12 protein-coding genes are annotated in these 14345 nt (G+C 41.1%); 7 read left to right on the top strand and 5 right to left on the bottom strand.

The annotated features are described in order from the left end of the window. Nucleotides 1-43: 43 nt before the first annotated feature. From FTU12_RS11250 to FTU12_RS11240, 3 genes are all read left to right on the top strand, one after another. Nucleotides 44-466 carry a DoxX family protein gene (locus FTU12_RS11250; RefSeq protein ID WP_180022191.1) on the top strand — a complete coding sequence of 141 codons (423 nt, stop codon included), beginning with the start codon at nucleotides 44-46 and terminating at the stop codon, nucleotides 464-466. Nucleotides 467-678: 212 nt separating this feature from the next. Then, nucleotides 679-2247, top strand: coding sequence for a glutamine-hydrolyzing GMP synthase (guaA, locus tag FTU12_RS11245; protein ID WP_078194056.1), 1569 nt, complete (start codon nucleotides 679-681; stop codon nucleotides 2245-2247). A gap of 225 nt (nucleotides 2248-2472) precedes the next feature. Further along, entirely contained in the window at nucleotides 2473-3408 is a 936-nt protein-coding gene (locus FTU12_RS11240) for a restriction endonuclease (protein WP_180114380.1), read from the top strand. Between the two features lie 47 nt (nucleotides 3409-3455). Here the strand turns inward: FTU12_RS11240 and FTU12_RS11235 are convergent, their stop codons facing one another. Beyond that, on the bottom strand, nucleotides 3456-4790 hold the full coding sequence (locus FTU12_RS11235) for a GGDEF domain-containing protein (protein ID WP_180114424.1): 1335 nt from the start codon (nucleotides 4788-4790) through the stop codon (nucleotides 3456-3458). A 144-nt stretch (nucleotides 4791-4934) separates the two neighbouring features. Then, complete coding sequence (locus FTU12_RS11230; protein WP_180114379.1) at nucleotides 4935-6110, bottom strand: GGDEF domain-containing protein; 1176 nt, start codon at nucleotides 6108-6110, stop codon at nucleotides 4935-4937. Between the two features lie 392 nt (nucleotides 6111-6502). Between FTU12_RS11230 and FTU12_RS11225 the strand changes: the two genes are divergently transcribed. Together FTU12_RS11225 and FTU12_RS11220 are read left to right on the top strand one after the other, a co-directional pair. Further along, on the top strand, nucleotides 6503-7450 hold the full coding sequence (locus tag FTU12_RS11225) for a pirin family protein (protein WP_078194052.1): 948 nt from the start codon (nucleotides 6503-6505) through the stop codon (nucleotides 7448-7450). A 119-nt stretch (nucleotides 7451-7569) separates the two neighbouring features. Next, complete coding sequence (locus tag FTU12_RS11220; protein ID WP_180114423.1) at nucleotides 7570-8247, top strand: glutathione S-transferase family protein; 678 nt, start codon at nucleotides 7570-7572, stop codon at nucleotides 8245-8247. Here FTU12_RS11220 and phoR read toward each other — a convergent pair. The 3 genes from phoR to FTU12_RS11205 all read right to left on the bottom strand — a co-directional run bounded on the left by phoR (nucleotide 8244) and on the right by FTU12_RS11205 (nucleotide 11248). Then, nucleotides 8244-9602 (bottom strand): phosphate regulon sensor histidine kinase PhoR, encoded by a 1359-nt coding sequence (gene phoR, locus FTU12_RS11215; RefSeq protein ID WP_078191505.1) that lies wholly within the window; start codon nucleotides 9600-9602, stop codon nucleotides 8244-8246. The two genes, FTU12_RS11220 and phoR, sit on opposite strands and share 4 nt — an antisense overlap. Before the next feature lie 23 nt (nucleotides 9603-9625). Next, nucleotides 9626-10336, bottom strand: a complete 711-nt coding sequence (gene phoB / locus FTU12_RS11210) for a phosphate regulon transcriptional regulator PhoB (protein WP_078191504.1) — start codon at nucleotides 10334-10336, stop codon at nucleotides 9626-9628. A 228-nt stretch (nucleotides 10337-10564) separates the two neighbouring features. Beyond that, on the bottom strand, nucleotides 10565-11248 hold the full coding sequence (locus tag FTU12_RS11205) for a TetR/AcrR family transcriptional regulator (RefSeq protein WP_180089706.1): 684 nt from the start codon (nucleotides 11246-11248) through the stop codon (nucleotides 10565-10567). Nucleotides 11249-11472: 224 nt separating this feature from the next. Here FTU12_RS11205 and FTU12_RS11200 point away from each other — a divergent pair, with 224 nt between their 5' ends. Together FTU12_RS11200 and FTU12_RS11195 are read left to right on the top strand one after the other, a co-directional pair. Beyond that, nucleotides 11473-12303, top strand: a complete 831-nt coding sequence (locus FTU12_RS11200; protein ID WP_180010800.1) for an SDR family oxidoreductase — start codon at nucleotides 11473-11475, stop codon at nucleotides 12301-12303. A gap of 538 nt (nucleotides 12304-12841) precedes the next feature. Continuing rightward, nucleotides 12842-14323: a carbohydrate porin gene (locus tag FTU12_RS11195; protein WP_180114378.1), complete on the top strand. Its 1482-nt coding sequence runs from the start codon at nucleotides 12842-12844 to the stop codon at nucleotides 14321-14323. The last annotated feature ends 22 nt before the right edge of the window (nucleotides 14324-14345 follow it).

Below are 14345 nucleotides of genomic sequence, written 5' to 3'. Positions count from 1 at the left end.
ATCTAAGCACATCTTTTGAACAGTATTAAAAATAGGTTTCAGTATGTTTAATCCAAATCTTATAGTGAAAAATCTGAGTCAACAGCCGCAAATCAATGCAGTGATCAGTCTGGTTGCACGTATTTTGATGGCTTATATTTTTATTGTGGCAGGTTGGGGCAAAATTACCGCTTACACTGCAACCGCAGGTTATATGGAGTCAATGGGTGTACCGGCAGGGCTACTTCCGATCACCATTTTAGTCGAGTTGGGTGGTGGCTTAGCTTTATTGTTTGGTTTTCAAGCGCGTTTTGCGGCACTGGGTCTAACCGTATTTAGTTTAATCACTGCATTTTTATTCCATGGTGGTGCAGAAGATGGCATTAACTTTATGAAAAACTTGGCGATGTCTGGCGGCTTATTATTTCTCATGCTGCATGGTGCTGGTAAATTCAGTTTTGATCATTGGATCGAAAAATCAAAATAAAGCGGTCATGAGTCCGAGCATCCATCAAAGCGGCGTTCTGCCGCTTTTTTCATGTCTATCGCTGATTTAAAGTAAATCAATAAAGCCCTGAAATGTGTTGTAAAAAACATCGTTTCGCTTGTGGTTTTTGCCCCTGTCCGAATAGTGTGCGAAAGTCCAAGAAAAATGTTAGAATACGGCGCTTATATTCGTTGCCTGCATAGTTGTTTGCCATGACTACCAATACCCAAATTACTGAAGACCGTATCCTGATTTTGGATTTCGGTTCTCAATATAGTCAGCTTATTGCACGTCGTGTACGTGAAGCTGGTGTTTATTCAGAAATGTACGCATTTGATATGTCTGAAGAAGACATTCGTGCATTTAACCCAAACGGGATCATTCTTTCAGGTGGTCCAGAAAGTGTTCATGAAGAAGGTAGTCCGCGCGCACCACAAGTTGTATTTGAACTTGGTGTACCTGTTTTAGGTATTTGCTATGGTCTACAAACCATGTCAGAACAACTTGGCGGTAAAGTTGAGCCAGGTACTGTACATGAATTCGGTTATGCAGAAGTTGATATTAAAGTCCGTGATGCTTTAATTGGTGATCTTGAAGATACCAAAGACCAATTAAAAGTGTGGATGAGTCATGGCGATAAAGTGACTCAAATTCCTGAAGGTTTCCAAATCACTGCCAGCACACCAAGCTGCCCAGTGGCGATGGTTTCTGATGAAAAACGTCGTTTCTATGGTATCCAATTCCACCCAGAAGTGACACACACTGCGAAAGGTGCTGAGTTATTGTCTAACTTCGTACATGGCGTATGTGGTTGCCGTAACTTGTGGAACTCAGAAAACATCATCGATCTTCGCGTAGAACAACTTCGTGAGCAAATTGGTGATCAAAAAGTTCTCTTGGGTCTTTCAGGCGGTGTCGATTCATCTGTTGTAGCTGCACTTTTACACCGTGCGATTGGCGACCAATTGACTTGTGTATTCGTAGATAACGGTTTACTTCGTTTGAACGAAGGCGAGCAAGTGATGGACATGTTTGCGAAAAACATGGGTATCCGCGTGATTCGTGCCGACGCTGAAAATCGCTTCTTAACAGCGCTTGCGGGTGAAGTTGATCCAGAGAAAAAACGTAAAATCATCGGTCGTGAATTTATTGAAGTTTTTGCTGAAGAAGCACGTAAGCTTGACGGTGTGAACTTCCTTGCTCAAGGTACCATTTACCCAGACGTAATTGAATCTGCGGCAAGCAAACAAGGTAAAGCACACGTGATTAAATCACACCACAACGTGGGTGGTTTACCAGAAGATTTAGCATTCGAATTGGTTGAGCCAATCCGTGATTTGTTCAAAGACGAAGTACGCCGTTTAGGTACAACTCTTGGTCTTCCATTTGAAATGCTTTACCGTCATCCATTCCCAGGCCCAGGTCTAGGTGTACGTATTCTTGGTGAAGTGAAAAAAGAATATGCAGATATCCTTCGTCTAGCAGATGACATCTTCATGCAAGAACTTCGCGCAAGCGGCTGGTATGACAAAACTGCACAAGCATTTGCTGTATTCCAACCTGTGAAATCTGTGGGTGTCGTAGGTGATGGCCGTCGTTATGCATGGGTGATCGCGCTTCGTGCTGTAGAAACTGTGGACTTTATGACTGCACGTTTTGCACATCTTCCATACGACTTAGTAGACAAGATTTCTACACGTATCATGAACGAGATTGCTGAAGTTTCTCGTGTTGTTTATGACGTATCGTCTAAACCACCTGCTACGATTGAGTGGGAGTAATTTAGGGATTTCAAGAAACAACGTTTCTTGCCTAAATTACGGCAAAGGCTATGCCTGCGCCAGACTGGGGTTTCACGAAGCACTGCTTCGTGCCAGTTTTACGCCAAGAGCTATGCTCGCGGCTATTTAGGGAAACCTAAATATTTCTAATAAAAAAAGGACGCTTCAGCGTCCTTTTTTTTGTTTATAATTATGAAAAATACTATTTTAAAAAGAGCAAGTTAAATGTCATTGCCTACATACGATCAGTTGATGCTTCCATTAATGAAACTTTTAGCAGAACAAAAAGAGGCAATAAAATTAAGTTCTGCCACAAAAATTTTAGCTGAAAGATCTGGGTTATCTGAAGCTGATTTAAATTTAAGGCTATCTAGTGGTACAAAAACAGTATTTTATGATCGTGTTGGCTGGGCGAAAACATATTTGGTTAAAGCAGGTTTGATACAACAACCATCACGTGGTCTTTGCGAATTAAGTACGTTAGGTTGGTCTATTGAGTTGTCCAGCTTATCCAATATAACTAATCAGTATTTGATGCAGTTTGAAGGGTTTTCTGATTATAAAATTGGTTCTAACCATAATAAAAATATTCAAAATCTAGTTCTAATAGAAGAGCATGCTACATCTATTCAAACAGAACATTTGACGCCTGCAGAAATAATCGAACAATCATCAAAGGAGCTTAATCAAACAATTAAAGATGAGCTATTAAATAAAATTAAAAGTAATTCACCCAAATTCTTTGAGCAATTAGTTGTCGATTTGTTGGTAATAATGGGTTATGGCGGTTCACATCAAGACGCAGCCCAAGCAATAGGTAAAACCAGTGATGGTGGCATTGACGGTATTATCAGTGAAGATCGTTTAGGTTTAGATAAAATATATATTCAAGCTAAACGTTGGGAAAATACGGTGGGGCGCCCTGACATTCAACAGTTTAAGGGAGCTTTGGCTGATCAAGTGGCGAAAAAGGGCGTATTTATTACTACTTCTTGTTTTAGTAAAGAAGCAATTGAGTCAGCAAAGAAATCAGGCATTGTTTTAATTGATGGTGACAAGCTTACATCTCTCATGATTGAATTTGGCTTGGGTATTCAAATTGAAAGAAGTTTCCATATTTATAAAATAGATCAAGACCGTTTTGATGAAGATAGTTTTTAAATAAACTTAAAGGACGCTTCAGCGTCCTTTTTTTATATCTCAACATTCTATTTATAAACAATTGACCAACTACGATCGCTCTCATTATTCGGTTCAGCTTTGGACTTCGCTTTATGGGTAAAGCTTTGCCAAGACTTTGTCGATTTACGTTCCGGTTTCATACTTGAATCATAGCGCTCTACACGGTTACGGCCATTTTCTTTTGCCTGATACAGCGCAATATCCGCTTGCTTAATCAGTTCAGTTAAATTTTGCTTATGTGATTTAAGCTGTGAAACACCAATGGAAACGGTAAATTGGATCGGGTGATTTGCGACATTCAGCAATGATTGATTTTGAAGTGTTAAACGAATACGTTCTGCGATTAACATTGCATCCTGTATTTGCGTTTCCGACAGAAGCACAATAAATTCTTCACCACCAAAACGAGCCAAGACATCTTTTTGGCGCATTTCTTTACGGGTGGTTTCAGCGATACATTGCAGTACCTGATCACCAACATCATGCCCGTAATTATCATTAATATGTTTAAAATGATCGACATCAAACATCAATAAACAAGTGCTTGCAGGCGTTGGCCATTCATGGATGCGATGTTCAGCCAACTGAACAAACTGACGACGGTTGTATAACTGGGTGAGCTCATCTGTGTGGGCTAGATTTTTCAGCGTATGCATATTCCAGTCGTCAAGTAGGGTACGTAAAAAATGACGACGTGCATTGAGTGTATTATTCCAACTCATATGCAGGCTGATCATCCAAACAGGAATAGACACCACCACAAAAATCAGTGCTTCTTGCCATGATAAAAGCTGACTCACCGCAAAATATACCAATAGCGAAATGAGACCCGAACAATACAAGGCAGGCTTAAATTGTGTTTGTACGCAGACATTGGCAATTAAAATAAAGATCGCTGCACCATAGATATAGGACGAGACCATTGGGCTATTTGAAGCAAGTAATAAGCCAATCCAAATCGCGGTGCTACAGACTGTCCCAATCGGTAAGATCATGTCGAGCACACGAATATCTTTTTTGTATTTAAACAGATAAAAGCTGACCAATAGGGCAGCAATAATCATAGCCACTCGAGAAAGACCTGACCAAAAGAACATGTCAGGGATAATAAAAATGTCAGCAAAAAAATAAAGAAGAAACGTAATCTGCGCCATGTAGTTCACTTGACGCAAATAAGGTAACTGATGGGCATACTGATGTTGTAGAAAATAGTTTCTAAACTGCGTAGGAATACGTGCAAAAGGATCTGCAATGGCTTGTTCAATCTCGGCACGATTGGCAAGATCACACTCAGAAAGTTTCAAAGTATGAGTATGATTTTTACGAACTTCCTGAGCAGACGAATTAGTCCGAGAACTCATTCGTACATCAACAGACATGTCCCTTCTCCATAAATGGCTTAGGACAAATTATGAACAAAAAACACACAAAAATATCTACCTGAAACTAGGGATTTTTAGAATGAAGGATAAAAAATCGTCTGATGAATGTTACAAAATATATTATTAACTTGCTGTTTTATAAGTTGAAATTTGATTGCGTCCTGCAGATTTTGCTTGATAAAGTGCCTGGTCGGCCATGCGAATGACACTTTGTAAATCTCGGTTCTTTTGACCAAATTCGGCAACACCAATTGAAACGGTAAATTTAAGTTTTTGTAGTGTATCAAGTTCTAAATAATCATCGGCTATTGCTCGTCGTAGGCGTTCGGCAATATCTTGAGCCTGACGCAGGTGTGTCTGCGGTAAAAGAATTATAAATTCTTCACCGCCGAAGCGGGCAATGATGTCTTGGCTACGTAAGGTATGTCGGCACGTTTCTGCAATTTGTTGTAAAACATGATCACCAATATAGTGCCCAAATTGATCATTAATATTTTTAAATTTGTCGACATCAAAAATCAGTAATGAAAGCGGCTGTAACGGTTTGGACTGATGATGAATATGATAATTGGCAAGTTGAATAAATTGACGTCGATTGTTTAAGCCAGTCAGCACATCGGTATGCGCCATAATATTGAGCGCTTCACGGTTCAACTGATCGAGTTTACTGTGTAAAAAAACAATTCTGGATTTTTGCGTTGAATTCCAACTGATATACAGACTAAATAACAACACAGGGGAATAGATCAAGATAAACAATTGCAGTTGATGGATATTGCCAGAAACGGCGAAATACACCCCAATCAGCAAGATTAGACTGATACACAGAGAAATGAGCACAGCAGCTTTAAAGCGGATTTGCACACATAAATTAGCTAACACAATAAAAACCAAAGATGCATATAAATAGATCGGCACATCGGGGCTATTGGATAAATTGAGGAGGCTAAACCACAGCGCAGAAGCACCAACGATCGATAGGGGAAGCATCAAGTCAAAGAGTAAAATGCTCTTGCTATATGTATAAATGACCCATGTGATGCCCATCATCAGTAAGGTATAGGCCGTTTTTAAGCCTATCGCGAGCAAGCCCACATCGGGCAACATAAACCAATCCGCTATGGCATAAGAGAGATAGGCCAATTGTGCAACGATGTTGACTTGGAAAAAGAATTTAAAAAGTTGACGACGATGGTAGTGGAAAAATTCTTGACGAAATTGAGCAGGAACGCGAACAACGGTTCCTTTCAAGGCTTTTTGGATCAGTGCACGTGATTCTTTCTTATACTCATTGATCATGCAAGATTACCGACGGGTGAGCATGGTTTGTATGTAATTTTATGTAACTCAAATAATCTATACCATTTTTATTTAAAATTAAACACGTTATTTCAAGGATTTGTGAATTATTTGGTATTGTTTGGTCAAAAATGAGTGTTAATTTGTGTTACTTAAATTTACATTTCACGTGATCTGAACAAGTAATTTCGCATTGGATGTTGTCTAAATAAGCATCAATAACTGTTATGCTGTATGTCATATTAGGCAACAAAAAAACGATTGTCCTATCTCTGTGATTCAGCGTATTAATGACAGCTGAAGAAGATGGAGTTAATGCAGATATAATGGAAAAAATGCATAGCTCTAGCCGATAGTCCTTGCGTCGGCTTAGCCAAATTTAGGGTAAGAATATGACCAATACCAATTACACAGAAATATCTCATTCCGACGATTGTGAAAAATACGTCAATCAGTTCATTCAAGAATTTCCACTGCGCCGTGCTGAAATTGGTCAAGGCACAGTGATTAAACGTGCTTTACCGAGTCGGCATAAACGGATGATTGGGGCATGGTGTTTCCTTGACCATGCCGGTCCAGTGCATTTTCCTCAAGGTGATGGCTTAGATGTTGGGCCGCATCCACATATTGGTTTGCAAACATTTACATGGATGATTGATGGCACCATGATGCATACCGACAGTTTGGGCACACATCAGTTAATCCAGCCCAAACAAGTCAATCTCATGACGGCGGGTTATGGTATTTCGCATACTGAGGTTGCTCCAGAGTCTGAAACGCAAATGCATGCTGCGCAGCTTTGGATTGCATTGCCAGATGACAAAATCAATATGGCGCCCCAGTTTGACCATTACCCAGAGTTGCCTGTGGTGACACAAGACGGGATTGAATTGACGGTCTTGGTCGGTGAATTTTTACAGACTAAATCGCCGGTAAAAGTACATAGTGAATTATTGGGTGTCGATCTGCGTAGTTCGGAAAGTCAAAGTACCGTCTTGCCGCTGAATCCAAAATTTGAATATGGCTTTATGGCCCTCGAAGGGACTGCCAGTATCAATGGTCACGAGCTAAATGAAGACAATATGGTGGTACTTGAGCCGGGCTTAACCCAAGTCAAAATTGACCTACATGCAGGTGGCCGTGTTTTATTATTAGGAGGTGAACCTTTTGAATCACCGATTCTGCTGTGGTGGAATTTTGTGGGGCGCACACAAGAAGAATTGAATATTGCCCGTGAGCAGTGGATTAATCAGGACGAACGCTTTGGCTCTATTCCAGACTATGATGGTCCACGACTAGAAGCACCGGCTTTCCCTGATAAAATGCGTCCATCACGTTAACTTAAAAATAAAAATGAACAGCCGTACCTGTGGTGAAAATGGTGCGGCATAACCATGAGGGAGTCATTATGGGTATCGTCGCAACGGCAACAGTAAACACCTTAATAGGAGATGAACCCATGCGGGTGCTACATCATCTAGAAAAATCTCGTTCATTTCGTATTTTATGGGCAATGCAGGAATTAGGACTGGATTATCAGGTTCAGTTTTATCTGCGCCAGCCAAATTTGTCTGCTCCCCCTGAGCTTAAAGTCATCCATCCTTTAGGGAAGTCGCCCATATTGCAGGATGATGGACTGGTCTTGGTAGAATCTGCAGCGATCTTGGAGTATTTACAAGAAAAGTATGATCGGCATGATTTTTTTGCAGCCAAGGCGGAACATTCAAAACAACAATATCGCTTTTGGATGCATTATGCCGAAGGTTCTCTGATGCCGTTATTGGTGATGCAGTTGGTCATGAGCAATGTGCCACGCCATGTGCCTTGGGTCATCAAACCCGTAGCTAATCGCATTTGTGATGGGGTCAAAAAAGGTTTTGTACGACCTCGCTTAAAAGAAAATATCGAGTTTTTAGAAAACCATTTAGCGGAAAATGAATATTTTGCGGGACCGTTTAGCTTTGCGGATATTCAGATGACGTTTCCATTAGAAGCCGTCATGACCAGAACTCAAGGGCGATATCCACAAATTCAGGCTTTCTTACAACGGATGCAACAGCGTCCTGCATATCGCCGTGCCAAACAACAAGAACAACAGTTGGAAGCACAGCAAGACCGGCAGGATGATTCTGCTTAGCTCACATGATACAAGCGTTCTTTAGGGAAGACTACTTTAAACAGCGAACCGCGGTTTTCTTTGGACTCAATTTCAAGGTGTGCCTGATGTTGCATCAAAACGTGTTTCACGATGGCAAGACCTAAACCTGTTCCTCCCGTTTGGCGACTACGTGCGCTGTCCACACGGTAAAACCGTTCCGTTAAACGGGGTAAGTGTTTTGGGTCAATCCCGATACCCGTATCTTCAACGGTAAAATAACCATGCGTACCATCATCATGCCATCCAATGGTCACAGTACCGCCTTTGGGGGTGTATTTAATAGCATTGGTGATGAGGTTACTAAAGGCACTCGCCAATTCCATATCTGATCCGATCAGGTCACAGTGACTATCAATCTCGAGATTCAGTGTATGTCCATAATCCACATTGTAAGCATGTGCATCGTCATATAGTTGGTTCATTAGGCTTGGCATTTCAATGATTTGATTTTTAGCAACTTTTTTATCATTTTCCAGACGAGATAATAATAACAAGTCATTAACCAAAGCATTCATACGGCGGGTTTGAGACTGCATTTGATCGAATGCGCGTTTCCAGCGTGGATTTAAATCTTCCTGATCGGTAAAGGTTTCGATATAGCCACTTAAAACCGTAAGTGGTGTGCGTAGCTCATGTGAAATATTATCGACAAAGTCTTTACGCATTTGCTCAAGGTTATGCATGCGCGTGACGTCATAAGCCACCAATAAACGACTTTCGCGACCAAAACGGGTTAATTTGACTTGTACATAATGGTCTTCAAGTACCGATGATTTCATTTTTAAACCATCGGGGGCTAAATCGATATTGGTAAAGTATTCGATAAAACTAGGCTGTCTTAAAATACTTAAAATATTGCGCCCTTGATCGAGCTGTTGAATCCCCAAAAGCTTTTCTGCGGCAGGGTTCCACCATTCGATTTGGTGTAATTCATCAATCAATACCACAGCTTCAGCAAGTGCCACTAAGGAAGATTGAGCGCGGTCGATCAGACCAACCATTTCAGCTTGTACAATGCGTTCTTGACGCTGCGCACGGTATACATTAAAGAGCAAAGCCCCCCAAATACCGTCTAAATTCGGCGGGACATCATAGGGACGGTTTGAAATCCATTCGTTGACCAAGTACAGCGAACGCATTTGCAATGCAAAAAACACTGCAAAGGCAATTAAGATGCAGATCCATAAATACCCGATACCAAAGCCGATGAGTGCAGCAATGAGCAGGAAAAATGCCAGCAGTCTTAAATCCTGCTTGGCAAAAGTCCATAAACTGCTGTAACGGAATTTTTTATGTTCACTGGCAAGTTCAGGGACGGGATACGGTTCGTACATAGAAAATTAAAGACCTAAAATGACTAACCCATCACAGCGTCTGCACGGGTAGAGAAACGGTAACCTGTACCACGAACAGTTTGCACATAACGATCGGCTTGGAAAGGTTCAAGAACTTTACGCAAACGACGAATATGAACGTCAATGGTACGGTCCTCAATATACACGTTTCCACCCCAAACCTGATCTAATAATTGAGCACGGGTATAGGCACGTTCAGGATGAGTCATGAAGAAGGCCAGTAAACGATATTCAGTCGGTCCCATATCTAAAATGGTGTTACCAAAGCTGACACGTTGGCTGACTGGATCGAGGATTAAACCATTGGCATCAATGGTTTTTTCACCACCCAATGCATTTGAGCGACGCAGCACCGCTTTAATCCGTGACACTAACTCACGGGTGGAAAAGGGTTTGGTCATGTAGTCATCTGCGCCTGCGTCTAGACCTTGGACTTTATGGTCTTCTTCACCGCGCGCAGTGAGCATGATGACTGGAATTTCTGACAAATTTTCATCGCGTTTTAAACGACGACATAGGTCTACACCACTCACGCCACCAGGCATCATCCAATCCAATAAAACCAGTGCAGGACGCTGATCCACAATCATTTGGTGCGCTTGTTTGGCATCTTCAGCTTGCTGACATTGAAAACCAGCCATATCCAGTGAAGTATGGATCATTTCCCGAATCGGGAGTTCGTCGTCGACGATTAAAATATAGTCATCTTTCACAGCGCAATACCCTATTTTATGTAAACGGTAGACCGTTTTATATTTATGACAGGCTTATTACAAAGATTAATTATGACAGTATCATTGCAAAAATGATCTTTCATTGGGGTTTAGAAAGAAATTGTGACAATTTAAATCCTGAAATATTCAACAACATGGGCTTTGCATCATGCTGTTGTCACAAAAAATCATTCAAAAAATTGTAAAGATCAGTGTTGAGGACAAAATTTATTTCCTGGGTTTTTCAGAAAAAGCATCCAACAAGGCCAAAAAGACCACGCTACATGACGATAAAACTTCGTCAATCGGTTGTTTATAATCACTCATGACCCAGCGAATCGCGATTTGGGTGACATAACCATTGAGACCTGTTGCGACCATTGAAATTTCGCGTTCTGAACGATCAATATTCGGCATCATGAGCATGACAAAGGCATGAATCATACGGTCAAAGCGCATCATGGTTTCATGAATTGTGGCTTGGTTATGTAGCTCTTGTACCAACATGGCATCGATGTAAATGATGCGCGCCATATGGGGATTATTTTTTAAAGTTAACAATAGGGCGGTTAAACCCGCTTCAATCATTTTTTTAGAATCGGTAGATGCTTGCATGATGGCTTGCATCACATTTTGTTGCAGTTCATCGATTAATTTTAAAAAGATGGTCTGGAACAATTGCTCACTTTTCTTAAATGATTCATAAAAATAGCGTTCGGTCAGCTTGGCTTCCAAACAAATATCTTTCACAGTCACTGAAAAAAAGCCATGTGTTCCATAGGCTTCTATACCGGCTTCAATCAGTTTTTCACGTCGCGCTTGCTTACGTTCACTGAGAGAAAGCCCTTTAAATTGACGTTCCTTCACATTTTTTGCCTGTTGTTGTTCTGTGTGATTTGTTGCATCTGTCATGAAAATATACGCTGAACTAAAGCAGAATTTTGTCTTATTTTAGCAATAATTTCAGTTTAAACCTATGTTTAAGCATTGGCGATTTCAACAGCTTAGCACGTCCCAAGATGACATTGACAATATGTATTGTCAAAACTATATTAAGTCGACGAACTGCACACATTGGCAAATGAGATCACGCTGTGATAAAGCCAAGCGGCAGCATAAAGGAATAAGGAATCACAATGAAAAACTTCAAAAATAAAGTGGCTGCCATTACAGGTGCAGGTTCAGGTATTGGTCAGCAATTGGCTGTGCTTTTGGCTAAACAAGGCTGCCATCTGTCTTTAAGCGATGTGAATGAACAGGGGCTTGCGGCAACCGTTGAATTGGTGAAAGCCAGCAATGTACGTGTAACGACGCAAAAACTCGATGTGTCAGACCTTGCAGCAATGAAAGCATGGGCAGCACAGACTGTTAAAGATCATGGTTCGGTGAATATGATTTTTAACAATGCGGGTGTGGCATTGGGTACGACCGTTGAAGGGGCAAGCTATGAAGAACTGGAGTGGATTGTCAATATTAACTTTTGGGGCGTGGTTTATGGCACCAAAGAATTTTTACCGTATATCAAGCAAAGTGGTGAAGGTCATATCATCAATATTTCCAGCTTGTTTGGCTTAACAGCACAGCCAACACAGTCGGCATATAATGCCACTAAATTTGCAGTACGTGGCTTTACCGAATCTTTACGCCAAGAATTGGATATTGAAAACTGTGGCGTGAGTGCGCTATGTGTACATCCGGGCGGGATTCGTACCAATATTGCCAATGCCGCAAAAATGAATGACAGCTTGAAAAGTTTAGGCATGAACCCACAAAAATCGGCACAGTCGTTTAATAAATTCTTGCGTTGTCCACCTGAAGAAGCGGCTCGTCAAATCATTGCAGCAGTACAAAAAGATAAGCGTCGTTTATTGATTGGTAATGATGCAAAAGCGATTGATTTAATTCAACGTTTGCTACCGACGGGTTATCAAAAATTAACTGCCATGGCGACTAAATTTGGTCAATAAGCGGTAATTAAAATCAATTGAAAAGAGCCCACGTCAGTGGGTTTTTTTTATGCCCAAAGGAAAGCCCAAAGCGTATTTCTTATTTCATAAAATGAGATATAAAAATGGAGATATCTGATGATTTGAAATAAGCAACTGTTGCATAACCAACAGTTTTTTGGCGTTAAAACCAACAGAATTTATCAGGTTTAAATAATAAAACTTTAAAAAATAAATACTTAAAATGTTGGCACAGTTGTTGCCATATTAGAGTGAACAAAACTCACCACTGTATGGAACATTTATGAGTACTTTTACGCATCGATATCTTTCTGCTTTTCGTGTCCTGCAACAGGCATGTTGTTGTGCTATGACACTCGCGATGATGCGCGCTTAAATTCTAAAAGCTGTCTTCGAGTTTCGGTCGTGCATAAGTTGAATAAAACCTACGACCACTCAGATTAATTTTAAAAAAACCCACGCAGTACATTCACTTCATGCACCTTGCATGGGGTTGGGGGATTTTGCGCTTTGGGAAAAATGTTAGTGAAACCAAATCATGAAAAAAACCACATTAACCGTTGCGGTCGGACTGATTTTATCCGCAACCAGTCAGCTGAGTTTTGCATCGGATGAAGCACTTCAGCAAGAACTGAGCAGCTTAAAACAACAAATTGAGAGTTTGCAAAAACGCTTAAATGCAGTGGAATCTGGTACGACGAAAAGCCAAGTCGTCGAAACGGCTGCTGTGACGACAGAAGATACGAGCAACGCCGCTGATGTTGAAGGTGAAACGCAGGTTTCAGAAGTGACCACAGCAACATCCGAAGATATCGACGGCTTACGTGCAGATATTGAAAACTATAAGTACGATCAGTCACGTCAATATGAACGTCAAACCACCAAATCGACTCGTGATACAACCCTGTATGGCACGGTTCAACTACGTGCCAGTGCGCTCGATGAAACGGGTGTGTTGGGTTCAACCAAATCGACATTTGATATTGGGACTGCGCTGATTGGTGTGCGCGGGAATTTATTCCGTGATTATAACGAAGGCAAAAATCTCGATTATCAATTGTCCTTTGGTTATGGCAAACGCAATGATGGCACCAATAACAGTAACTTTAACTTACTGGATGCCTTTGTTCGCTATAACGCTTTTGCCACCAATGCTGGACCCGAAACAGCCAAACTCAACTTTACACTCGGTCAGCAGTTATTGCCCTTTGGTCTAGATGTGCAGTCTCCTGAAGATTTGCGTCCGACCATTAGTACTGCTGCAGCTTCGACCTTTTTAGGACTGTTTAATCGTCAAAATGGATTTATCGTCCGTGGGGATGCCCAACCTTTTGTCGACTTTGCATCGAACTACCGTGCGCCGCTGTTTGAGTATGCCTTAGGGGTGACCAATGGGAACGCCAGTAATAAGGCAGATGACAACAACGGCAAAGATTACATCGGTCGTGTGGCTTTTACCTTGCCAGTGGACTACGCCAGCATTTTCCGTGAGTTGAAGTTTGGTGCCTCTTATATCAAAGGCGAATCGAAAATTTCAGCCGGCGGAATCACTGATAATGCTGCGAAACGTGATCGTTTGGGTTTCGATATTTATTATAACCACGCCCCATTTGGTGTGACTTATGAATATCTGCAAGGGAAGACCGATTATGTCGACACTGTAGCCCAAGACATCAAAGAAGCCAAAGCGGAAGGACATACTTTTACCGCTTTCTACACCTTGGGTGATCAGTTCTACAACAGTATTAAATCCAACGCCAAATTTGATGATTTCTGGCCGAAGTCAGTCCAAGGTTATTACCGTTTTGACCGCTATAACCCGAATAAAAACAACGCAAGCTATCTCGATACCGCGAGCGGTCGTATTGGTGAATATGACATTCACTCTTTGGGTTTAAACCTATTTTTTGCGCAAACCACAAAATTCCAATTACAGCTGAATCACTACCTGTTTGATGCCGAAACGGCAAATCAAAAAGACACTAATGAGCTGCAAGCTCAGGTTCAGTACACCTTTTAATTCAAATATTTAAACCATTAAG

It is taken from the genome of Acinetobacter sp. YH12063 (assembly GCF_013419715.1).
Taxonomy (GTDB): Bacteria; Pseudomonadota; Gammaproteobacteria; order Pseudomonadales; family Moraxellaceae; genus Acinetobacter; species Acinetobacter amyesii.
This window is presented reverse-complemented; position numbering and strand designations above follow the sequence as displayed.